This is a genomic window from Pseudomonas fluorescens (assembly GCF_002022275.1).
In the GTDB taxonomy this organism is placed as follows: Bacteria; Pseudomonadota; Gammaproteobacteria; order Pseudomonadales; family Pseudomonadaceae; genus Aquipseudomonas; species Aquipseudomonas fluorescens_AJ.
The window spans coordinates 157,256-180,279 of record NZ_MSDF01000062.1 but is presented as its reverse complement, the minus strand read 5'-3'; the positions used below and the strand labels follow the sequence as shown (position 1 = coordinate 180,279).

Annotated in this window: 20 protein-coding genes; 6 read left to right on the top strand and 14 right to left on the bottom strand. The window is 63.1% G+C overall.

The window, feature by feature from the left end; translation table 11 throughout:
- Window positions 1-160 precede the first annotated feature (160 nt).
- The 6 genes from BFW87_RS31040 (at window position 161) to BFW87_RS31015 (ending at window position 7,110) form a co-directional block, all read left to right on the top strand.
- Window positions 161-1,078: a substrate-binding domain-containing protein gene (locus BFW87_RS31040; protein WP_078743517.1), complete on the top strand. Its 918-nt coding sequence runs from the start codon at window positions 161-163 to the stop codon at window positions 1,076-1,078.
- Between the two features lie 63 nt (window positions 1,079-1,141).
- Window positions 1,142-2,650, top strand: a complete 1,509-nt coding sequence (locus BFW87_RS31035) for a sugar ABC transporter ATP-binding protein (RefSeq protein WP_078743516.1) — start codon at window positions 1,142-1,144, stop codon at window positions 2,648-2,650.
- Window positions 2,616-3,608: an ABC transporter permease gene (locus BFW87_RS31030; RefSeq protein ID WP_078743515.1), complete on the top strand. Its 993-nt coding sequence runs from the start codon at window positions 2,616-2,618 to the stop codon at window positions 3,606-3,608. Before BFW87_RS31035 ends, BFW87_RS31030 begins: the two co-directional genes overlap by 35 nt.
- A 27-nt stretch (window positions 3,609-3,635) precedes the next feature.
- On the top strand, window positions 3,636-4,715 hold the full coding sequence (locus BFW87_RS31025) for an alcohol dehydrogenase catalytic domain-containing protein (protein WP_078743514.1): 1,080 nt from the start codon (window positions 3,636-3,638) through the stop codon (window positions 4,713-4,715).
- A gap of 2 nt (window positions 4,716-4,717) precedes the next feature.
- Window positions 4,718-6,250: an FGGY-family carbohydrate kinase gene (locus BFW87_RS31020; protein ID WP_078743513.1), complete on the top strand. Its 1,533-nt coding sequence runs from the start codon at window positions 4,718-4,720 to the stop codon at window positions 6,248-6,250.
- A 134-nt stretch (window positions 6,251-6,384) separates the two neighbouring features.
- Entirely contained in the window at window positions 6,385-7,110 is a 726-nt protein-coding gene (locus BFW87_RS31015) for an SDR family oxidoreductase (protein ID WP_078743512.1), read from the top strand.
- On the opposite strand, the gene BFW87_RS31010 is transcribed toward BFW87_RS31015, so the two are convergent.
- From BFW87_RS31010 to BFW87_RS30945, 14 genes are all read right to left on the bottom strand, one after another.
- On the bottom strand, window positions 7,107-8,111 hold the full coding sequence (locus BFW87_RS31010; protein ID WP_078743511.1) for a LacI family DNA-binding transcriptional regulator: 1,005 nt from the start codon (window positions 8,109-8,111) through the stop codon (window positions 7,107-7,109). The two genes, BFW87_RS31015 and BFW87_RS31010, sit on opposite strands and share 4 nt — an antisense overlap.
- A 58-nt stretch (window positions 8,112-8,169) precedes the next feature.
- The gene (locus BFW87_RS31005; RefSeq protein WP_078743510.1) at window positions 8,170-9,033 is read right to left on the bottom strand and encodes a LysR family transcriptional regulator; all 864 of its coding nucleotides are present in this window, start codon (window positions 9,031-9,033) and stop codon (window positions 8,170-8,172) included.
- 197 nt (window positions 9,034-9,230) lie between these two features.
- On the bottom strand, window positions 9,231-10,634 hold the full coding sequence (locus BFW87_RS31000) for an amidase (RefSeq protein ID WP_078743509.1): 1,404 nt from the start codon (window positions 10,632-10,634) through the stop codon (window positions 9,231-9,233).
- Window positions 10,631-11,899: a Zn-dependent hydrolase gene (locus tag BFW87_RS30995; RefSeq protein ID WP_078743508.1), complete on the bottom strand. Its 1,269-nt coding sequence runs from the start codon at window positions 11,897-11,899 to the stop codon at window positions 10,631-10,633. Before BFW87_RS30995 ends, BFW87_RS31000 begins: the two co-directional genes overlap by 4 nt.
- 13 nt (window positions 11,900-11,912) lie before the next feature.
- Entirely contained in the window at window positions 11,913-12,608 is a 696-nt protein-coding gene (locus BFW87_RS30990) for an ABC transporter ATP-binding protein (protein ID WP_078743507.1), read from the bottom strand.
- Window positions 12,608-13,357, bottom strand: a complete 750-nt coding sequence (locus BFW87_RS30985) for an ABC transporter ATP-binding protein (RefSeq protein ID WP_078743506.1) — start codon at window positions 13,355-13,357, stop codon at window positions 12,608-12,610. The genes BFW87_RS30990 and BFW87_RS30985 overlap by 1 nt, the downstream gene beginning before the upstream one ends.
- A complete protein-coding gene (locus BFW87_RS30980; protein WP_078743505.1) occupies window positions 13,354-14,364 on the bottom strand; it encodes a branched-chain amino acid ABC transporter permease in 1,011 nt (336 codons plus the stop codon). The genes BFW87_RS30985 and BFW87_RS30980 overlap by 4 nt, the downstream gene beginning before the upstream one ends.
- Before the next feature lies 1 nt (window position 14,365).
- On the bottom strand, window positions 14,366-15,226 hold the full coding sequence (locus BFW87_RS30975; protein ID WP_078743504.1) for a branched-chain amino acid ABC transporter permease: 861 nt from the start codon (window positions 15,224-15,226) through the stop codon (window positions 14,366-14,368).
- Window positions 15,227-15,284: 58 nt separating this feature from the next.
- Entirely contained in the window at window positions 15,285-16,487 is a 1,203-nt protein-coding gene (locus tag BFW87_RS30970; RefSeq protein ID WP_078743503.1) for an ABC transporter substrate-binding protein, read from the bottom strand.
- Between the two features lie 222 nt (window positions 16,488-16,709).
- Complete coding sequence (locus BFW87_RS30965) at window positions 16,710-17,480, bottom strand: FadR/GntR family transcriptional regulator (protein ID WP_078743502.1); 771 nt, start codon at window positions 17,478-17,480, stop codon at window positions 16,710-16,712.
- Window positions 17,481-17,589: 109 nt separating this feature from the next.
- Window positions 17,590-18,351 (bottom strand): alpha/beta fold hydrolase, encoded by a 762-nt coding sequence (locus BFW87_RS30960; protein WP_078743501.1) that lies wholly within the window; start codon window positions 18,349-18,351, stop codon window positions 17,590-17,592.
- A 105-nt stretch (window positions 18,352-18,456) separates the two neighbouring features.
- The gene (locus BFW87_RS30955; RefSeq protein ID WP_078743500.1) at window positions 18,457-19,854 is read right to left on the bottom strand and encodes an efflux transporter outer membrane subunit; all 1,398 of its coding nucleotides are present in this window, start codon (window positions 19,852-19,854) and stop codon (window positions 18,457-18,459) included.
- Complete coding sequence (locus BFW87_RS30950) at window positions 19,847-21,838, bottom strand: MacB family efflux pump subunit (RefSeq protein WP_176159852.1); 1,992 nt, start codon at window positions 21,836-21,838, stop codon at window positions 19,847-19,849. The genes BFW87_RS30955 and BFW87_RS30950 overlap by 8 nt, the downstream gene beginning before the upstream one ends.
- Complete coding sequence (locus BFW87_RS30945) at window positions 21,822-22,994, bottom strand: efflux RND transporter periplasmic adaptor subunit (protein ID WP_078743499.1); 1,173 nt, start codon at window positions 22,992-22,994, stop codon at window positions 21,822-21,824. The genes BFW87_RS30950 and BFW87_RS30945 overlap by 17 nt, the downstream gene beginning before the upstream one ends.
- Window positions 22,995-23,024: the final 30 nt, after the last annotated feature.

Here is a 23,024-nt window from a genome sequence, read left to right as displayed (position 1 = left end):
CCGTAAGGGCGGAACCAATCTAAGCCATCACCCAAATAATGGATATACACCCAGCCCGACAAACGGCCACTTGCACACCCTCAATTTCCTTGTTAGCTTCTGACAAAATGTTATCGATAACATTTGCTCTAAAAATAAAAACAAAACAGAGACCCACGCCATGAAAATGCTCCCGAAAACCCTGTGTTTACTGGCCGTCAGCATCACCCTCGGCACTCAAGCATTCGCCGATACCCCCAAGCCGATCCGCATCGGCGCCTCGTTCCAGGAAATCAACAACCCCTATTTCGTCACCATGAAAAACGCCCTGGAAGAAGCCGGCGCGACCATCGGTGCGAAGCTGATCATCACCGACGCCCGCCACGACGTGTCCAAGCAAGTCAGCGACGTCGAAGACATGCTGCAAAAAGGCATCGACATCCTGCTGATCAACCCCACCGACTCGGTCGGCGTGCAATCAGCCGTCAAATCCGCCCACGCCGCAGGCGTTGTGGTGGTTGCCGTAGACGCCCAGGCCGACGGCCCGCTGGACTCCTTCGTCGGTTCCAAGAACTTCGACGCTGGCTTCCAGGCCTGTGAATACCTGGCCAAAAACATCGGCGACAAAGGCAATATCGCCATTCTCGACGGCATCGCCGTGGTGCCGATTCTGGAACGTGTGCGCGGCTGCAAAGAGGCCGTGGCCAAGCACCCGGACATCAAGATTGTCAGCATCCAGAACGGCAAGCAGGAACGTGATCAGGCGCTCACCGTCACCGAAAACATGCTGCAGGCCCAGCCCACGCTCAAGGGTATTTTCAGTGTGAATGACAACGGCTCCCTCGGCGCGTTGTCGGCCATCGAAGCCAGTGGCCTGGACGTGAAACTGGTCAGCGTCGACGGCGCGCCGGAAGCGATCAAGGCCATCCAGAAGCCAGGCAGCAAGTTCATCGCCACCTCGGCGCAGTACCCGCGGGACCAGATCCGCCTGGCGCTGGGCATCGCCCTGGCCAAGAAGTGGGGCTCGCAAGTGCCGGCCACGATCCCGGTGGACATCACCTTGATCGACCAGGCCAAGGCCAAGGATTTCAGCTGGTAAATCACCTGGGCCCCACGTGAACCGTGGGGCTTGAGGTTTCCTTCTGAATACGGGGTCGGCGGTATGAGCAGTCTTCTGAAGCTGGAAAACATCTGTAAGCGGTACCCGGGCGTACAGGCCCTCAAGTCCATCAACCTGCAAGTGGAGCGCGGCGAGATTCACGCGTTGCTCGGGGAAAATGGCGCGGGCAAATCGACCTTGATGAAAATCCTCGGCGGCGTCGAGCATCAGGACGAAGGCCGGATTCTGATCGACGGCCAGGCACAGCAATTCGCGACGTATCGCGATGCGATTGCGGCTGGCATCGGCATTGTGTTCCAAGAATTCAGCCTGATTCCCTACCTCACGGCGGTGGAAAATATCTTCCTCGGCCATGAGTTGAGCAACCGTTTTGGCCTGCTGCGCAAGCGCGAAATGGTCGAGGCGTCCGAGGCGTTGTTTCAGCGCCTGGGCGTGACCATCGACCTGCAATGCGCAGTCAAGCACCTGAGCGTGGCCGAGCAACAGTTCGTCGAAATCGCCAAGGCCCTGGCCCTGGATGCGCGCCTGCTGGTGCTCGACGAACCGACGGCGACCCTCACGCCCAGCGAAGCCGAGCTGCTGTTCGAGATCATGCGCGAGCTCAAGCGCCAGGGCGTGGCGGTGATTTTTATCTCGCACCATTTGGAAGAGATTTTCCAGGTGTGCGACCGCATCAGCGTGCTGCGCGATGGCGGCAATGTGGGCGTGACCGATGTGGCCGACAGTGACATCGACCGACTGGTCGAGATGATGGTGGGCCGGCGTCTGGAAAACAGTTTTCCGCCCAAACCGACTCAAGCGCGCGGCCCGTTGCTGCTGGAAGTCAAAGACATCCAGCTGGTGCGCAACGGCCCGCACAACAACTTCAAATTGCACAAGGGCGAAATTCTTGGCTTCGCCGGGTTGGTCGGTTCCGGCCGCACCGAACTGGCCCTGGGCATGATGGGCGCGCTGCCGTCGGTGAGCAAAGACGTGTGGCTGCGCGGCGAGAAAGTCAGCCTCGACGACCCGGCCCAGGCGCTGGCCCACGGTATCGGCTTGCTCCCGGAAAGCCGCAAGAGCGAAGGCCTGATCACCGATTTCAGCATTCGTGAAAACATCTCACTGAACAACCTGCCCAAATACCAGAACGCGTCGGGCCTGATCGACAAAGGCCGTGAGTGCGCCAGCGTTGAGGGCCTGATGAAGCAACTGTCGATCAAGGCGCCGAGCGGCGAAAGCCGGGTGTTCAACCTCAGCGGTGGCAACCAGCAAAAGGTCGTGATCGCACGCTGGATCAACCACCACTGTGACGTGTTGGTGTTCGACGAACCCACACGCGGCATCGACGTCGGCGCCAAGGCGCAGATCTACGCCTTGATGCGCAGCCTCACCGAACAGGGCTACGCGATCATCATGATTTCTTCCGAACTGCCGGAAGTCATCGGCATGTGCGACCGCGTCGCCGTGTTCCACAAGGGCGCCATCGTCAAGGTACTGGAAGCGTCTGCCGTCAATCCTCAAGAGGTCATGCGCCATGCAACAGGGGGCTCAAGTGAATATGTCCATTAAAACCGCCGACAGCGGCCGCCTGCGCCTGAACCTGGCGCGGCTGGTGCGTTCGCCGGCGTTTTATCCCTTTGTCGGGCTGGTGGTGGTGACCCTGGTGATGATCCTCGCCAGCGACACCTTCCTGACCACCAGCAACCTGTCGAACATCGCCCGCCAGGTGTCGATCAACGCGATTATCGCGGTGGGCATGACCTGCGTGATTCTCACCGGTGGCATCGATTTGTCGGTGGGCCCGGTGATGGCGTTGTCCGGCACGCTCACGGCCGGGCTGATGGTCGCGGGCCTGCCGCCCGGTTTGGCGATTGGCGCCGGGATGCTGGTCGGCGTGGCCTTCGGTATTGGCAACGGGCTGTTCGTCGCCTACCTGCACATGCCGCCGATTATCGTCACGCTGGCGACCATGGGCATCGCCCGTGGCCTGGGCCTGATGTACACCGACGGCTACCCGATTTCCGGGCTGCCGGACTGGTTCGGCTTCTTCGGTCGCCAGAGCCTGTTCGGCATTGAAGTGCCGATCCTGATCATGCTGATCACCTATTTCGCCGCCTACGTGCTGCTGCAACACACGCGCATCGGCCGCTACATCTACGCCATCGGCGGCAATGAAGAGGCGGTGCGCTTGTCTGGCGTGCGCGCGGCGCGTTTCAAGTTGCTGGTGTACGGCATCAGCGGCCTGACTGCCGCAATTGCCGGGCTGGTACTCACCTCACGCCTGATGAGCGGCCAGCCGAACGCTGGCGTGTCGTTCGAACTGGATGCGATTGCCGCCGTGGTACTTGGCGGCGCCTCCATCGCCGGTGGGCGCGGGGTGATTGTCGGCACCTTGCTCGGCGCCATGCTGCTCGGCGTCTTGAACAACGGACTGAACATGCTCGGGGTCTCGCCCTACGTACAGAGCGTGATCAAGGGCGGGATCATTTTGCTGGCGATCTTTATCAGCCGTCAGCGCCACAAATAAACCTCTTACAAGAACAGGACCGAACCCATGGACAAGCACACCGAAATGCAAGCCGTCGTCTGCCACGGCCCGAAAGACTACCGCCTGCAACGCATCAGCAAACCCCAGGCGCGCCCCAATGAACTGGTGATTCGCATCGCCGCCTGCGGCATCTGCGCCAGTGACTGCAAATGCCACTCGGGCGCGGCGATGTTCTGGGGCGGCGACAACCCGTGGGTCAAGGCCCCCGTGGTGCCGGGCCACGAGTTTTTTGGCTACGTGGTGGAAGCGGGCGAGGGCGCCGAGGAACACTTTGAGGTCAAGGTCGGCGACAAGGTGATTGCCGAGCAGATCGTGCCGTGCGGCAAGTGCCGTTTCTGCAAGTCCGGCAAGTACTGGATGTGCGAAGTGCACAATATTTTCGGCTTCCAGCGTGAAGTCGCCGAAGGCGGCATGGCCCAGTACATGCGCATTCCCAAGACCGCCATCGTGCACAAGATTCCGGAGTCGGTGTCGCTGGAAGACTCGGCGCTGGTGGAGCCGATGGCCTGCTCGATCCACACCGTCAACCGTGGCGATGTTCAACTCGATGACGTGGTGGTGATTGCCGGCGCCGGCACCCTCGGCCTGTGCATGGTGCAGGTGGCTGCGTTGAAAACGCCGAAGAAGCTGGTGGTGATCGACATGGTCGACGAGCGCCTGGAACTGGCGAAAAAATTCGGCGCCGACGTGGTGATCAACCCGTCCCGCGACAACGCCCGCGAGATCATCAACGGCCTTACCGATAACTATGGCTGCGATGTCTACATCGAAACCACCGGCGTTCCGGCGGGCGTGACCCAGGGCCTGGACCTGATCCGCAAACTCGGGCGTTTTGTCGAGTTCAGCGTGTTCGGCGCCGAAACCAGCGTGGACTGGTCGATCATCGGCGACCGCAAGGAACTCGACGTGCGCGGCGCCCACCTCGGCCCGTATTGCTACCCGATCGCCATTGACCTGTTTGAGCGCGGGCTGGTCACCTCCAAAGGCATCGTCACCCATGACTTCCCGCTGGACGATTGGGCAGAAGCCTTTGAGCTGGCCAACTCGACGAAGTCGATCAAGGTGCTGTTGAAGCCGGTGGTCTGAGCATGAACTACATCATGGGTGTCGACATTGGAACCCAGAGCACCAAGGCGTTGCTGGTGGATGGTCAAGGCACGATCATCGCCCAGCACAGCCAGGGGTATCGCGTGGATACCCCGAAAGTGCGCTGGGCCGAGCAATGGCCGCAGGTCTGGCTGGACGCCGTTGAGGCCTGCGTCGCGCAGTGCATGGCAAAGGCCGCAGTGGCCAGGGAGCAGGTCAAGGCACTGTGCATCAGCAGTTTGTATGGCGGCTCGGGAATCGCCGTGGACGAGCAAATCACGCCGTTGCACCCGTGTCTGATCTGGATGGACCGTCGCGCGGGCGAGCAGGTGGCGTGGGTGCGTGAACATGTTGATCTTGAGCGCTTGTTCGAGGTCACCGGCAACTCGGTGGACAGCTACTACGGCTTCACCAAGATGCTCTGGCTCAAAAAGCATCAGCCCGAGGTGTGGGCCAACACGCGCTACTTGCTGCCGCCCAACAGCTACATCAACTGGTGCCTCACCGGCGAACTGGCGGTGGACCACAGCAGCGCTGGCAATATCGGCGGCGTCTACGACGTGAAGGCTCGCGGCTGGTCGGCCGAGATGCTCGATGCCTTGGGCATTCCACAGGCGATGATGCCCGAGCGACTGGTGTATTCCGGTGACGTGGTCGGCGGCTTGCAGGGCAGCTGGGCCGCGCGCCTGGGGTTGCAGGCGGGTACGCCGATCCTGGCGGGTGGCGTCGATGCGGCCATGGCGACACTGGCGGCGGGCGTGACGCAGCCGGGCAATCATGTGGCGATGATCGGCACGAGCATGTGCTGGGGTTATCTGAACCAGCACGTGGATGCGCACCACGGTTTGGTCAGCATGCCTCACGTCTACAACGGCCATCAGGACCTGTACATCTTCGGCGGCGCGATCACCGCCGGGGCGTCGGTCAGCTGGTTTCGCGAGCAGTTCTGCCAAGCCGAAGAGCAACAGGCCAACGCCACCGGTCAGGACAGCCTGGTGTTGCTGGAACAGGCTGCGACAAAGATCCCGGCAGGCAGCGAAGGTGTGGTGTTTTTGCCCTACCTGATGGGCGAGCGCAGCCCAGTGTGGGATGACCGTGCCAGTGGCAGTTTTGTCGGGCTGAACCTTTATCACAGCCGTATTCACCTGTACCGCGCGGTGCTCGAAGGGGTGAGTTTTGCCCTGCGGCATAATATCGAAGCAGGCACGCGTGGCGCGCATTCGCTGGACCCGCGCTTGATTGTGGTGGGCGGCGCGAGCCATTCGGATTTGTGGATGCAGATTATTGCGGACGTCACGCGCTACCCGGTTTACACCATTGTTCAGGAGGTGGAGGCGGCGCTGGGTGCGGCGCTGCTGGCGGCGCATACGGTGGGGTTGGTGAGTGACGGGGAGATGGAGAAGGGCTGGGTGCAGCTGGAATTGAGGGCGCAGCCGAAGCGGGAGAATGTGGCGGCTTATGAGCAGGCGTTTGCCGAGTATTTGAAGCTGTATCCGGCCCTCAAACCGATCATGCACAACCTGCAATCCAACTAAATCAACACATTCCAATGTGGGAGCTGGCTTGCCTGCGATAGCGGTGTATCAGTCATGCAAATGTGACTGATGTACCGCTATCGCAGGCAAGCCAGCTCCCACAAGGGATCTTCATCGTCTATGGAATAGTGACCATGAATGCAGTCTTCGATTTCACCCACCAACGCATCCTCGTCACCGGCGCCAGCAGCGGCATCGGTCGCGAAATCGCGCTGCAACTGATCGCCAGCGGCGCCGAGGTCTTTGCCCTTGGTCGCGATGCTCAGGCTCTCGCTCAACTCGGCTGCCAAACGCTGTGCCTGGACATCGCCGACAGCGCCGCCGTCGACACCGCCCTGCAAGCCCTGCCACCCCTGCACGGCCTGGTCAACTGCGCCGGCATCTCACGCCTGGAGCCCGCCGCCGCCATCAGTGCCGAGGCGTTCGATCAGGTGATGAACGTCAACGCCCGCGCCGCCGCGCAAGTCGCCAGCCGGGTAGCTGCCAAAATGATCGAAGCAAAAATCGCCGGCAGCATCGTCAATGTCTCCAGCCAGGCCTCGCTGGTGGCGCTGGACGATCACCTCGGCTACTGCGCGTCCAAGGCCGCGCTGGACGCGATTACCCGTGTGCAATGCGCCGAATGGGGCCGCTTCGGGATCCGCGTCAACAGCGTCAACCCCACCGTGACGCTGACGCCGATGGCAACCATGGCCTGGTCCGAGCCGGCCAAGCGCGAGCCCGCGCTGGCGGCGATTCCGCTGGGGCGTTTTGCCGAAACCGTGGAAGTGGCGTTGCCCGTGCTGTTCCTGCTCAGCGACGCCGCGAGCATGATCAGCGGCGTCAGCCTGCCTATCGACGGCGGCTACACCAGCCGCTAGCCGTTTTCCAGCTGGCCGGCGATGACCACTTTGTCGCGTGGCTTGTGCGGATCTTCCAGGCGGTCAAGCAGCAAGCGCACCGCGCTGCTGCCGGCCAGGGAGGCGTCGTGGGCCACGCAGGCGATCGGTACGCCGAAGATATCGGCGAAGGGCAGGCGGTCGATGCCGCAGATGGTCAGGCTGTCGTGGGCGATGTTGTGCATGCGCAGCGCGCGCAGGGCGCCGAGGGTGATCAACTGGTTGAAGCCCATGATCGCATCCGGCGCCGAGTGTTCGGCCAGGTAGTCGAGGGTGTGCAGGTAGGACGGCATCAACGTGTAGTCGCCGGCCTGCACTTCAACCTGCACCTGCGGGTGCTCGGCGAGCACTTCGCGCAGGCCCTTGAGGCGCTCCACGGTGATGCGTGAATGCTCTGGGCCGGTCAGCACCAGCAGGCGCTTGAGGTCCGGGGTTTGGCGCAGCAGGTAGTGCGCGGCCTGGATGCCGCTGTGGTAGTTGTCGAGCACTACGCGGCTGAACGGGCTGTCGTGGATCGTGCGATCAAGCAGCACCACCGGGGTTTTGCCGTTGCCCAGGCGCTCCAGGTAGTCGGGCTGGTAGCTCGGCTCGTCGGAAACCGGCGACAAAATGATCCCCGCCACGCGGTAGCCCAGCAGGGTGTCGACGGCTTTGCTTTCGAGCTCTTCCAGCTCATCGGTGTCCACCAGCATGATGGTGTAGCCGTGTTTTTTCGCCTCGCGGGAAATTGCCTTGATCATCTCACTGTAGAACGGGTTGTCCACCGAGGCGGTGATCACGCCGATGATCAGGCTTTCACTGCGCTTGAGCCCGCGCGCAAAAGCGTTGGGTACGTAGTCCAGCTCCCGCGCCACCTCAAGGATCCGCGCCAGCGTGGCGGGCTTGACCAGGTCGGGTTTGCTCAGGGCGCGGGACACCGTGATGGTGGTCATGCCGACCCGTTTGGCGATGTCGCTGATGGTGACGGACTTTTTCTTGTTCATCGGTAAGGCTGCAAGAGGAAACACTCGCAGGCTAGCACGCGTGCAGGCATTGGGCGCTTCAAATCAGCGGGTCCCAGCGTTGCGACCAGTCACTTTCGGCCTTGACCACGTCGCGCAGCAGTTCCAGCGCCTGTTGCAATACCGCCGAATCCCGCGCCCGTGAGTACACAAGGTACGTCGGGAAGCTGAACTCCGGCGCCTTGGGCACTCGCTGCATCACGCCGTTGTCGAGGTAGCTTTGCACCACGCGCGTACGGAAGTAACCGGCGCCGCCGTTTTCCAGTATGTACTGCAAGGCCAGCGGGCCGAGGTTGAAACTCAAGGCCGCGCGGGCCTTGTCGGGCAGGGCGGCGTCGTGCTGTTGGCGAAAGCCCGGGCCCCAATCGATGTAGACGTAGGGATCCGGTTTGCTCACCAACTGCACCAGAATCAGCTTTTCTTCCAGCACCTGTTCAACCTGCAAGCCGGGCCAATACTGCGGTTGGAACACCAGCGCAGCATCCAGCACACCCAGTTCCAGCTGGCGCAGCAGGTAGTCGCCCTCGCGCACTTCGGTACGCAGCGCATGCCCGGGGATATGTTCACGCAGCGCCTGCGCCCAGCCGAGCATCAACGGATTGCACAGGCTGACCTCGCCGCCGATGTGCAGCACGTTGCGGTAGCCATCGGGCAGCGGCAGGTCGCGCTTGGCCGCTTCCCAGGTTTGCAGCAACTGGTTGGCGTACACCACAAAGGCTTCGCCATCGGCGGTCAGCCGGGCACCGGCGCGGTTGCGGATGAACAGCGTGCTACCCAGCTGGCTCTCGAGGTTCTTGACCCGTGCAGTGATGGCGGTCTGGGTGACGTGCAATTTCTCGGCGGCGGCGGCAAGGCTGCCGCAGCGGGTGATTTCGAGGAAGGTGCGTGCCAGTTCGATGTCCATGGGGTGCCCCGAGAAGGAATGCGGGCATTGTAGAGGAATGCGCTCAAAACTGTGGGAGCTGGCTTGTGTGGGAGCTGGCTTGCCTGCGATGGCATCACCCCGGTGTGCCTGGTTAACTGAGTTGCCTGCATCGCAGGCAAGCCAGCTCCCACACAAGCCCGCTCCCACACAAGCCCGCTCCCACAGTTGACTGCATTTCAGGTCGGGGTTTGCGGCGCTTGCAAGTGCTCGGTGGGGAAGGCATTGGCATACGCCTGGCACACCCGCAACACCTGCTCATCAGCAAACCGCGCACCCACCACATGCAACCCCACCGGCAACCCGTTCGCCGCCAGCCCGCAGGGCACCGAGGCTGCCGGTTGTTGGGTGAGGTTGAACGGGTAGGTAAACGGCGTCCATTGCGTCCACTCCTGCAAGCCTGAACCGGGTGGCACGTCGTGCCCGGCCTCGAACGCGGTGATCGGCATCATCGGTGACACCAGCACATCGTAATGCTCGTGAAACGCCGCCATTTTTGCGACCAGTGCGGCGCGGGCTTCGAGGGCGGCGCTGTAGTCGCTGAGGCTGAGTTGTTCACCGCGTCTGGCAATGCGCAGCAGGCCGGGGTCGAGCAGGTGTTTTTGCGCGTCGCTCATGGGGCCGGTCAGGCGGGCGGCGCCGGCGGCCCACAGGGTACTGAAGACCTCCAGCGGGTCGCTGAAGCCGGGGTCGATTTCCTCGACATGCGCGCCCAACGCCACCAAGCCCTGCACGGCTTCGGCGACGACGCTGGCGACTTGCGGGTCGACGTCCACGTAGCCAAAGGTCGGGCTGTAGGCCACGCGCAAGCCTTTCAAGTCCGTACCCGGCGTCAGCCATGGCGTGGTCCGTGGCGCGCCGATCAAACCGTCGCGCGCATCCGGCTGGGCGATGGTTTTGAGCATCAGCACGGTGTCTTCCACCGTGCGGGTCATCGGCCCCAGATGCGACAGAATGGTCATGGAGCTGGCCGGCCATTGCGGCACATAACCGAAGGTCGGCTTGATGCCGAAGGTGCCGGTAAACGCACAGGGAATTCGGATCGAACCACCGGCATCGCTGCCCTGATGCAGCACGCCCAGGTTCAACGCCGCCGCCGCGCCCGCGCCACCCGATGAACCGCCCGCGGTGGTGCGCGTGTCCCACGGGTTGCGGGTGATGCCATACAGCGGGTTGTCGGTGACGCCTTTCCAGCCGAATTCCGGGGTGGTGGTTTTGCCCAGTAGCACCGCGCCAGCGTTGCGCATAAAGGCTGAAAAGGGTGCGTCGACGTCCCACGGGCCTTCAGCGGATGAGGTGCGTGAACCCTTGCGCGTGGGCATGCCGAGGGTCAGCGTCAGGTCCTTGATCGACGCCGGTACACCGTCCAGCGCGCCACAGGGGGTGCCCTTGAGCCAGCGTTGCTCGGATGCCCGCGCGGCATTCAATGCGCCTTCCGGGTCCACGTGGCAATAGGCGTTCACCACCGGGTTGTAGCGTTCGATACGCAGCAGTGCGTCTTCGGTCACTTCGACGGGTGACAAGGTCTTGTCGCGAAAGTGCTGCAACAGCTGCACGGCGGTCAGTTGCCCTATTTCACTCATGCCAGTTCCCCCTGCGCCGCATTGACCATGGCGCGCAGCAACACCGCGCAGCCCGCCGCCAGATCGTCCGGCGCGGCGTTTTCGATTTCGTTGTGGCTGATACCGCCTTCGCACGGCACAAAGATCATCCCGGCCGGGCCCAGTTCGGCGACGAAAATCGCGTCGTGCCCGGCGCCGCTGACGATGTCCATATGGCTCAGCCCCAGGGCGCTTGCGCCGTCACGCACGGCATTGACGCAGAGCGGGTTGAAGTCCAGCGGTGGAAAGTCGGCGGTGGGGGTCAGTTCAAAGCTCAAACCGTGGCGCTGCGAGGTGGCTTCAATCACGCCGCGCACCTCATCGACCATGGCTTGCAGTGTGTCGGCATGCAGATGGCGCAGGTCGAGGGTCATGTGCACCTGGCCGGGAATCACATTCCGCGAACCGGGGTGCAGGCTTAGGCAGCCGACGGTGCCGCAGGCGTGGGGCTGATTCTGGTGGGCGATGCGGTTGACCGCGCTGACCACCTCGGCGGCGCCGACCAGCGCGTCCTTGCGCAGGTGCATAGGCGTTGGCCCGGCGTGGGCCTCGACGCCGGTGAGGGTCAGGTCGAACCACTTCTGGCCCAGGCAACCCATCACCACGCCAATGGTGATGGCCTGGTCTTCCAGCACCGGGCCTTGCTCGATATGCGCTTCGAAATACGCGCCCACCGGGTGGCCCAGCACCGCACGCGAACCGGCGTAGCCGATGCGCTGCAACTCGGCGCCCACCGACAAGCCCTGCTCATCGAGTTTGGCGAGGGTGTCCTGCAAGTCGAACTTCCCGGCAAACACCCCGGAGCCCATCATGCACGGCGGGAAGCGCGAGCCTTCTTCGTTGGTCCATACCACCACTTCAATCGGCGCTTCGGTTTCGATGTTCAAGTCATTCAGGGTGCGGATCACTTCCAGCCCGGCCATCACCCCGTAGCAGCCGTCGAATTTGCCGCCGGTGGGTTGGGTGTCGATATGGCTGCCGGTCATCACCGGGGGCAGGGCAGGGTTGCGCCCGGCGCGGCGGGCAAAGATGTTGCCGATGGCATCGACGCTGACGCTGCACCCGGCCGCTTCGCACCACTGCACAAACAGGTCGCGGGCCTGGCGGTCCAGATCCGTCAGGGCCAGGCGGCACACGCCGCCTTTGACCGTGGCGCCGAGTTGCGCCAGGTCCATCAGCGATTGCCACAGGCGGTCGCGGTTGATCAGCGGGGCGTTGCTCTTGAGCGGTTGCGCAAAACTATTCATGGGCAAACTCCGGTCAGGCACTCAGGGCCAGGTAGCGGTTCTTGATCGTCGGGTCGGCGCGGAAGGCGGCGGCGCTGCCTTCGTACACCACACGGCCCTGTTCGAGGACGTAATGGCGGTCGGCGAGCTTGTCGCAGACCATCAGGTTCTGTTCCACCAGCAACACGGGCAGGCCGTCCTCCTTGACCTTGCGCAGGATCTTTACCAGCTCATCGACGATCACCGGCGCGAGGCCTTCGGTGGGTTCATCGAGGATCAGCAGCTTGGGGTCGTTGAGCAGCGCGCGGGCGATGGCGAGCATCTGTTGCTCGCCGCCCGACAACGCGTGGCCGGCGTTTTTACGGCGTTCCTTGAGGCGCGGGAACATGCCGTACACATCCTCCATCTGCCAGCGACTGGTCTTGCGCACGGCGATGCGCAGGTTTTCTTCGACCGTGAGCAGGCGGAAAATCCCGCGATTCTCCGGCACCAGCGCCAAGCCCTGACGCGCAATCTCAAAGATCTTCTGGCCCACCAGCGCCTGGCCGTTGAAGTGAATCTGGCCCTGACGCGGGCAGATAATCCCGAGGATGCTGCGCAGGGTCGTGGTCTTGCCGGCGCCGTTGCGGCCGAGCAGCGTCACCAGTTCGCCCGGGTTGACGGTCAGCGACACGCCTCCCAGCACGTGGCTTTTGTCGTAGTAAGAGTGAATGTTTTCGACGATCAGCATCAGGCAGCCTCCCCAAGATAAGCCGTGCGCACGCGTTCATCGGCGCGCACGAATTCCGGCGTGCCTTCGACCAGAATCTGCCCGTGGCTCATCACCGTGATGCGTTGACTGATGGACATGACGATGCTCATGTTGTGTTCGATCAACAGCACCGTGTGGTCGCGGCCGAGGTCGCTGATCAGTTGGGTCATGATCGGGATGTCATCGATGCCCATGCCCGAGGTAGGTTCGTCGAGCATCAGCAGTTTGGGTTTGGAGCAGATCGACATGCCCACCTCCAATACCCGTTGCTGGCCGTGGGACAACTCGCCCGCCAGGGTGTCGGCGCGGGCGGTGAGTTGCAGGCGTTCCAGTACCTGGTCGGCCATTTCCAGGTGTTCGCGCTTGCTGTCGACGCGGCGCCAGAAATTCAGCGCGCGGGCACCGTCACGGCCTTGGGCGGCGAGGCGCAGGTTCTCACGCACGCTGAGGTTCTGGAACAGGCTGGTGAGCTGGAACGAGCGCGCCATGCCCAGCCCGACACGGCCGTGGGCCGGTTTACGGATAAGGTTCTTGCCGTCGAAATGAATCGCCCCGGCGGTGGCCTGGCGTTCGCCGGTGAGGCAGTGAAACAGGCTGGTTTTGCCCGCGCCGTTGGGGCCGATGATGGTGTGAATGGTGCCGGCTTCGACCTTGAGGTTCACGCCATTCACCGCGTGGAACGCGCCGTAGGCCAGTTCCAGGTTTTCGGTTTGCAGCAGGATGCTCATAGTGGCTCCTCCTTTGTCACGACGCCGGCCTTGCGGCTGCCGCGCAGCTTTTCGAACAGTGACGACAGACCGCCCCACAAGCCGCCGCGCATGAAGATCACCACGAAGATCAGAATCACGCCGAGCAGCATCAGCCAGCGCGGCCACAGGTCGGAGAGGAAATCCCCCAGCAGCACGATGGAGCCGGCACCCAGCAAGGAACCGAACAACGAGCCGGTGCCGCCGACGATGGTCATGATCAGGATGTTCTCGGACATCGCCAGGTCGATGTTCGACAGCGGCACAAAGTGCAGCAGCATCGCGTACAGCGCCCCGGCAATCCCGGTGACGGCGCCGGACAGCACAAACACCAGGATCTTGAAGTGGCGCGTGTCGTAGCCGATGGCCGAGGCGCGGGTTTCGTTTTCACGAATCGCCATCAGCGTGCTGCCGAACGGCGAGGCGATCACCCGGCGCGCGCCGATAAAGATCAGCAGGAACAGCACCGCGACGAAGCCGTAGAACGCACGGGCGTCGGCCAGCGACAGCAGCACGGTGTCGCCGATGCGGATTTCCGGACGCGGTACGCTGAGCAGGCCGTTGTCGCCGCCGGTCCAGTCGCTGAGGGTGTAGGCGACGAAGTAGGCCATTTGGCTGAACGCCAGGGTCAGCATCACAAAGTAAATGCCGGTGCGACGGATCGCCAGGGCGCCGACCAGCAAGGCCAGGAAACCACCGGCTAGCGCCGCGCCAATCAAGGCCGTGAACAGGCCGAGTTGCAGGTGAATCATCAGCAACGCCGCGCAGTAGGCACCGGCGCCAAAGAAGATGCCTTGGCCAAACGACAACAGCCCGGTGTAACCCAGCAGCAGGTTGCAGGCCAGCGCCGCCATGGCGAAGATCAGGATCTCGGTGGCCAGGGTGGCCGAGGGCAGAATCAACGGCAGGCCGATCAGTACCGCAAGCACCCACAGCAGCATGGAGCGCGACTGGGTCTTGGCAAACGGCAGGGGGTTTTTCTCGCTCATGTCAGGCTCTCCCGAACAGGCCGTAAGGGCGCACCAGAATCACCACGGCCATGGCGCCGTAGATCATCAGGCTCGCGCCCTGGGGCCAGAGTGTGGTCATCAGGCTTTGCACCACGCCCACCAGCAAACCGCCGACCAGCGCGCCGCTGAAGGAGCCCATGCCGCCGATCACCACAACCACAAAGGCGACACCGAGAATTTCCGGGCCGACAAAAGGCTGGGCGCCGCGCAACGGCGCGAACAGCACGCCGGCCATGCCCGCCAGGCCGACACCGAGGGCGAAGGTCATGGAAAACAGACGGAAGATGTTGGTGCCCAGCAGCGACACGGTTTCAGTGCTTTCACTGCCGGCGCGCACCAGGGCGCCGAAGCGCGTGCGCTCCAGCAACAGCCACAGGCCGAGGCCCACCAGCCCGGAAAATACGATGAGGAACAGGCGATACCAGGGGTAGACGAAATCACCCACCACCAGCACGCCGCGCAGCAGTTCCGGTACGGCAACGCTTTTGCCCACCGGGCCCCAGATCATCACGCTGGCTTCCTGGATGATCAGGGCGATGCCCAGCGTCACCAGAATCTGGAACATGTGCGGCAGGTGATAAATCCGCTGGATCAGTAATCGCTCGATCACCCATGCCAGCGCGGCCACCACCAGCGGTGCAATCAGCAGCGCCAGCCAGAAGTTGCCGGTAAGGCTCACGGCGGTGTAGCAGATGTAGGCGCCCAGCAGGAAGAACGCGCCGTGGGCGAAGTTGACGAAGTTCAGCAGGCCGAAAATGATCGTCAGGCCGACCGCGATCAGGAAGTAGATCATCCCCAACCCAAGGCCGTTGAGTATCTGGAACAGGTAAAGATTAAGCATGCAGGAGCCCTCGGCAGGAGGCTGCTCGCGCAGCCCTGCGGTGCACTGTTTCAGGGGATCAGGCGAGCGTGCAGCCCGTGGCCTCGACCGGCGGGAACGACTGGCCGGCGCTGAGCACCTTGGCCAGGTCGTCCTTGTCGGCCATGTCGCCGCTGGCCTTGCCGATCATCAGGTAGTAATCCTTGATGACTTGATGGTCGCCGGCGCGGATCGATTCCTTGCCGGTCGGGCCCTCGAAGCTCAGGCCTTGCATGGCTTTGGCCACGGTGGGGCCGTCGAAGCTGCCGGTGGAGACGATGGTGTCGAGCATGACTTTGGTGCTGATGTAGTCAGCGGCCAGCGGGTAGGTGGGGTTGATGCCGTATTTGGCCTGGGTCAGTTTGACCAGTTCACGGTTGAGCGGGCTGTCGACCTGATGCCAGTACTGCGCACCGAGGTACACGCCGTCGAGGATGTCGCTGCCCAGTTCCTGGAACTGGTCGAGGCCGGCGGACCACACCAGCAGTACTTTCATGCGCTCCTTGATGCCGAAGTTCACCGCCTGGCGCAGGGTGTTCGACGACTGACTGCCGAAGTTGAGCAGCACCAGCACGTCAGGCTTGGCGGCGATGGCGTTGGTCAAGTAGCCGGAAAATTCCTGTTCCTGCAACGAGTGATAGCTGTTGCCGACGTGTTCCAGGCCGCTGTCCTTGAGCACGCTTTTGGCGCCTTCGAGCAGGGCTTCGCCGAACACATATTGCGGGGTGATGGTGTACCAGCGCTTGGCGTCCGGCAGCAGCTTGATCAGCGGCAGCATGGTTTCGCGGATGGCGCCGTAGGTGGGCACCGACCAGCGGAAGGTCGCGCTGTTGCAGTCTTTGCCGGTGACTTCATCGGCGCCGACCGGGGTCATGAACACGCCGCCGACCTTGCTGACTTCTTTGGCCACCGCCAATGCGGACGACGACAACGTGCAACCCTGGAAGAAGCGCGCGCCGTCCTGCTGGATAGCTTCCTGGACCTTGCGCACGGCCTTGCCGGCGTTGCCTTCGGTGTCGATGACTTTGTAATTCAGCGGGCGGCCGAGGATTTCAGGGTGTTGTTCCACCGCCAGGCGTGACCCCATGTCGGCAAACTTGCCGTAGCTGGCAAAGGCGCCAGACATGGACTTGAGGCCGTAAAAGGTAAAGGGCTCGGCGGCGAACGCCGAGCGCACGCTCAGTGGAAGGCTGAGGGCGGCTGCGGCGGTGAGGCTAGCTTTCAACAACGTACGACGCTGCATGGGGTGACTCCCTGGTTTAGTTATTGGCAGGAGCGGCAAGGGCGATACGGTGGAGCAATGGCCTGTGGGCAGGCCTGTTATTGAGGGTCTAACGGTTGGGTCCCGGTCACCTGTGGGAGCTGGCTTGCCTGCGATGGCATCATCTGGATGTATCTGATACACCGAGGTGTCTGCATCGCAGGCAAGCCAGCTCCCACATTGACCGGGGTTTGCACATGGATCTCAGTGGTTGTGATCGAACTCCAGCAAAAAGTGCGGGCTGACTTCACCTTCCAGCGCCGTCATATGGTGCTCGGCATCACACATGTGTTCATGCATCAAACCGCGCACGGCGTTTTCATCTCCGGCGCGAAAGGCGATCAGCAGTTGCTTGTGATAATCCAGATTGGCCGCGTCGAACTGCTTGCGCTTGGGCTTGTAGGCTTTTTTCAGCACCACCAGGTCGCGCAACAGGTCGTTGAGGAACTGCGCCATAAAACTCAGCAACGGGTTGGGGCAGGCCTTGGCCAGCAGGTTGTGAAACTCCAGTTCCGCCAGGCGCTGTTCGCGTTGGCCGGCTTCGCTGTCTTCCGGCGCGCTGCAAAAATCCACGTTGTCTTGCAGGGCCCGATAGTCGTCTTCGCTCAAGCGTCCGAGCACGGACACGGCGAGTTCCACCTCGATGACTTTGCGCAGCTGGTACACCTGCTCGCCATCCAGGTGCTGAAAGTGCAGGTAGTTGCGCAACGCGCGGCTGGCCGGCTCGGTACCGGCCTGGTTCAGGTAGGCGCCGCCACTGGGGCCGGTGCGTGTGCTCACCAGGCCTTCCACTTCCAGCGCCTTGAGCGCTTCGCGGGCCGACCCCTTGGAACACTGGAAACTTTCCATCAGCTCGCGCTCGGTGGGCAGGCGGTCGCCAGGCTTGAGGGCATCGGTGACGATCGAGCGCTTGACTGATTCGACAATCACATCGGAGAGCTTCTGGCGTTTGCGGCGCAACGGGCGGCTGAGCATGTCGTTCTATTGATCCTATTAATGCGGATTAATAGCACTTAATAACGATTGAACGGCAGCGTCAACGCAGGGGGTCGTTTTCGGCGCGAAGAGGTCGTAAACGCAGTGATTACTCCCAACTGCCGCGGTCGAGGCAGCGGGTGGAGACCGGCGGTTGTTTGCCGTAGACCAGAAAGTCCCCGACCCATTGGTTGATACAGCCGCTGGCCACATTGCCGGGTTTTGCCGTTTCCTTGAGCCGCAGCAGGTCGACGCCCGAAGCCGCCGGCTCGCCGTGCTCGGCATTCACCAGCGCCATACGCGCGACACGCTGCGGAAACAAGGCGGCATACCGGCCGCCGAGGCGGGTGGCTTGCGCAATACCGAGGAAGTTGAGCTGCGCATCCCCCAGTTGGCCGCGCACAAACTCCATGTCCAGCGCTGCCTGCTCGATTGCATTGTCTTGAGTCAGGTCGCGGGCACTCAGTTCGATGACGTCATAACGATTGGCCAGTGCGCGATAGGCCGGGGTGGCGAAAGACTCCCAGCGACTGGCCAGGTGAAGAGCGAACGTTGCGGCGTGGCCTGTTTGTGTGTCACCGGCCTGAATGAACACCAACCCCTCGCGATCGAGGGGCTGGCGTGCGCCCACACGTGTAATCGCCAGACGCACACTGCCGCGCGCGGGGGCTGCATGGTCGCGGGGTACGTTCACCGTGCCGCATTGGGTGCGGTCAAGCACCTCGGGGTCTGGGTGTGCAACGGCGGGGAAGGGGCAGTCCAGCAGCCAGTCAATGGCGGTGGGCGGGATCAGGGGCTCGGCAACGCCCAGGTTTGCCGTTAGCCAGAGACAGCTTCCTGCCAGGCATTTTAGAAGCGCGCGGGGTTTCATCAGGAGTGTCCGGGCAGCCGTATGAGGACGGCTTTTTACCAAGAACCCGGGCCCGAAGAATGTAGGACGAATAAACGCTTTGTGTAAGGAATCGGAGTTTTGCTATCAGATATCCACTTTCCAGCCGCCACCCAAGGCCTTGTACAGCGCGATGCTGGCTTGCAGCCGGGACAGGCGCAGTTGCACATTCAGGTCCTGGGCGGCGTACAGCGTGCGTTGCGTTTCCAGCACGCTCAACAGGTCTTCGGCGCCAGCCTGGTAGCGGCTTTCGGCGATCTGAAAGGCGGTCTGGGCTTGTTGCAATTCCTCGGTTTGCCATTCGCGCTGCTGGTCCAGGCGCGTGATGCTGCTCAGGGATTTTTCCACGTCGGCGAAACCGTTGATGATTGCGCCGCGATAGGTGTGCAGCAGTTCGTCCTGGCGCGCGCGCGCCTTGTCCCGCTCGGCGCTTAAACGGCCATTGTTGAAGATGGGCGCCACAAGGCCGGAGGTGAGGGTGTAAAAGGGGCTGCGTAAAATATCTGCGGCTTTGTACGCGCCTGAACCCAGCGTCGCGCCCAGGGTGACGGTGGGCAACATTGCCGCGCGGGCCACGGTGACGTCGGCGCTGGCTGCAGCCAACTGCGCTTCGGCCCGGGCGAGGTCGGGACGACGGCTCAGCAGTTGGCTGGGTACACCCGGGCCGATGGTGGGCCAGGTCAGCGCCTGGAAGGGTTCGTCGCTCAAGTCCAATGCCTGCACTGGTTGGCCGAGCAGGGCGGCGAGGGTGATCAGGGATTCTTCGGCCAACTGCTGGATCAGTGGCAGTTGGCGTTGTTGGCTGGCGACCAGGCTTTTTTGTTGCGCCAGTTCCAGCGCCGTGGCGGAACCTGCGTCGTAGCGGGTCTGCACAAGACCGAGCACATTGCGCGCGTTGGCCAGATTGAGCTCGGCGATCTGTCCGCGCTGGCGGGCCGCGAGGGTTTGTGCGTAGCGGTCCGCCACGTTGCTGAGCAGGGTCAGCTCCACCGTGGCCTGGTCGAACTCGCTGGCGCGCAAGGTTTGCAGGGCACTGTCGCGCGCTGCACCGCGGCCGCCCCAGAAGTCCAGCTCGTAGCTGGCGGTGAGGTTGGCGCCGAAACTGTCGACGGTGTTGTTGCTGTCGGTAGCATCCAGGTCCGAATTGCCGGTGCCGCGCAGCAGTTTTTCACGGCTGGCGGTGAGGTTGAAGTTCACTTCAGGCAACAACGGCGCGCCGGCCACCTCGGCACTGGCCTGCGCCTGACGCACCCGCGCCATGGCGGCCGCCACGTCATGGCTGTCCCGGCGTGCCTGATCGACCAGGCGGTTCAATTGCGCACTGCCAAATTGGGTCCACCAGTGCCTGTTGGTCGCGACGCTGGCATCGCGCTCGGCGTATTGCCACGCGGCGGGCGGCGCGATGCCGCTGTCGACCACCGGCGGGGTGCCCGTGCAGGCGTTGAGCAGCAGGCACAGCAGGAGCAAAGAGGGGTGTTTATTCACTGGTCAACGCCTTAACCGGATCAAGCCGGGCAGCTTTACGGGCCGGCATAAAGCCGAATACGACGCCGGTGACCAGCGCACATCCAAACGCGCCAAGCACCGCCACCAGGGAAAACTGCACGGCGACTTTGGCCAGCACCAGCACGCCGCCCACCAGCAACGCGAGGGCGATGCCACACAGCCCGCCGACCACCGAGAGCATCACCGCTTCCGTGAGAAACTGGCGCAGGATGTCGCGCTGACGCGCACCGGTGGCCATGCGGATACCAATTTCACGGGTGCGTTCGCGCACCGTCATCAGCATGATATTCATCACGCCGATGCCGCCCACCAGCAGGGAAATCGCAGCAATCGAACCGAGCATCAACGACAGCGTGTTTTGCGTGCGCGCCTCGGCCTGGATCATCGCCGCGTTATTGGTCAACTGATAGTCGCGCTTGCCGTTGTGCAGGTTGAGCATCAACTGGTCAATGGCCTGCTCGGCCTCATGGACGTTGCGCGCATCGGCAGCGGCAATCGCCACGTATTCGGGGTTGTAGGTGCCGAACAGGCGCACGCTGGCGGCGGTGTAGGGGATGGCGACGCGGTCGTCGCTGTCTTTATTGCCGGAGCTGGAGCCTTTTTCCGCAAGTACGCCGATGACCTGGAAGGGCACGTTTTCGATCAGGATGTATTGGCCGATCGGGCTGGCGACGTCCTTGAACAGCTTTTCGCGGATGCGATGGCCGATCACCGCCACGGTCGCTCCTGCGCGCTCATCGGCCTCGGTGAAGTAACTGCCCTCGACCACCGGCCAGTTGAAAATCTCCGGGAAGTTGACGTCGTTGCCCCCCACATACGCCAGGTAGTCCAGGTTGCCGAAGCGCACCCCGGCGTCGTTGCCATTCACCGGCATGATGCGTTTGACCTGAGGCAGTGCCGCCAGGGCCGCGACATCATTGAGGGTCACGATACCCAACGGCGTGCGCGGGTTGGGCGAGGAGCCGCTGAGGTAGATGATGTTGGAGCCGAACGCGCCCATTTGCGCCATCACCTGGCGCTTGCTGCCTTCGCCCACCGCCAGCATCACCACCACCGACGCCACGCCAATGATGATGCCCAGCAAGGTCAGTGCGGTGCGAAAGCGGTTGATCCACATCACCCGCCAGGCCGCGTGTACGGCGTCCACCAGCTCGGCCTTCCAGGCACCGTTGTGCTCGGCGCCATCGGCCAGACGCTGGCGCAGGTCCACGGCTTGCAAGGCATCGCCGCTGGCGACGGCGGGCACATGGGTTGCACCGTCGGCCGAATCGCTGATGATCAGCCCATCGCGAATCTCGATGATGCGGTTGGCGCGCGCGGCGACGTCGCGGTCGTGGGTGATCAGGATCACCACATGGCCCTGGCTCGCCAATTCGTCCAGCAGTGTCATGACCTCGGCGCCGCTGCTGCTGTCGAGGGCGCCGGTCGGTTCATCGGCCAGGATGATATGGCCGCCGTTCATCAGCGCGCGGGCAATGGAGACGCGTTGTTGCTGGCCGCCGGAGAGCTGATGCGGCCGGTTGCCGGTGCGCTCGGCCAGGCCCAGGCGAGTGAGCAGGGCATTCGCGCGGGCATGGCGCTCGGCTGCGCTGATGCCGGCGTAGATCGCCGGCATTTCGACGTTTTCCAGCGCCGAACCCGAAGGAATCAGGTGGTAGCCCTGAAACACAAACCCAAACGCTTCACGGCGCAGCCACGCCAGCTCGTCGCTGTCCAGGTGCGCGACGTTTTCCCCGGCGAAGAGGTAGTCGCCAACGGTGGGGCGATCCAGGCAGCCGAGGATGTTCATCAGCGTGGACTTGCCGGAGCCGGAGGCGCCGACAATCGCGACGAATTCCCCGGCATGGATCGACAGGTCGATCCCGCGCAATACATCGACCTGCGGGCTGTCGCCGCCGCCGTAAGACTTGCGGATGTTCTTGAGTTCGATCAGCGGCGTGGTCAACTCAACCCCCACTGCCATCGACCGGGCCGATCAACAAGTGATCGCCTTCGTTGAGGCCGCTGAGCACTTCGACGCGCAGGCGATCGCTGATGCCCAGGCGTACCTCGCGTTCCTCGACCATACCGTTTTTTGCCACCACGCGGGCGATCGGCTTGCCCGCGCCGTGGTTGTTCAACAACGCCGCGACCGGTGCGGTAAGGACGTCCTTGACCTGGCTGGCCACGAAAAATACCTGGGTGGTCATTTCGGCCATCAGCGCGTGGTCGGCGTTGTCCACGTCCAGCAACACGGTGTACAGCACCACGCGGCCACTGCCGCTTTTGCTCGTGCTGCTGGGGCTGCCACCGCCTTGGGCTGTTTCGTTCAGCGGCTTGGGCGGGATGGGTAAAATCTGCCGCACGGTGCTGGTCCAGCGCCGGTTGCCACCACTGAGGGTGGTGAAATAAGCGGTCATGCCGGGTTTGACGTGGCCGATGTCGGCTTCGGACACCTCAGCCCACACGGTCATCGGTGACAACTTGGCAATGCGCAGGATCAGTGGCGTTTGTTGCTGGGCGTTGAGGGTCTGGCCGACGCGCGCGTCCACCGCGACCACGGTGCCGTCCATCGGCGCGAAGATGCGCGTGTAGCCCAGCTCGGCTTCGTCACTGCGCAGGCTCGCCTGGGCCTGACGGATCTGCGCCTGGAACATGTCGACGCGCGCCTGGGTCGCCTTCAGCTCGGCCCCGGCGGTTTGCACGTCTTCTTCACGGGTCGCGTTACCGGCCGCCAGGCGCTGCTGGCGTTGGTACTTCTGGCGCGCCAGTGCGTGATTGGCCTTCTGCTCTTGCAACTGGGCCTGGAGGTTCTCGATCGCATAACGGCTGGCGTCGAGCTTGGCTTTTTGGGTGGATGGGTCGATCTCCACCAGCAGTTGGCCTTCCTTGACCTGGTCGCCCGCCCCGACGTGAATCTTCTGGATCTGCCCGGACGCCTGCGCGCCCACGTCGACATAGCGGCGCGGTTGCAAGGTGCCCAGGGCCGTGACGCTGCTTTCGATGTTGGCGCGGGTCACGGTGACAGTGGCCAGGGTGTCGCGCCCCGCTGGCAGTACTTGCCAGGCAGCAACGGCGATCACGGGAATCAGGCACGCCACCACAAGCAGGGCGCGTCGGGCAGGTCGGGGGCGTTTCATGCGTTGGTTCCAGCCAGGAAAGATCGGAGC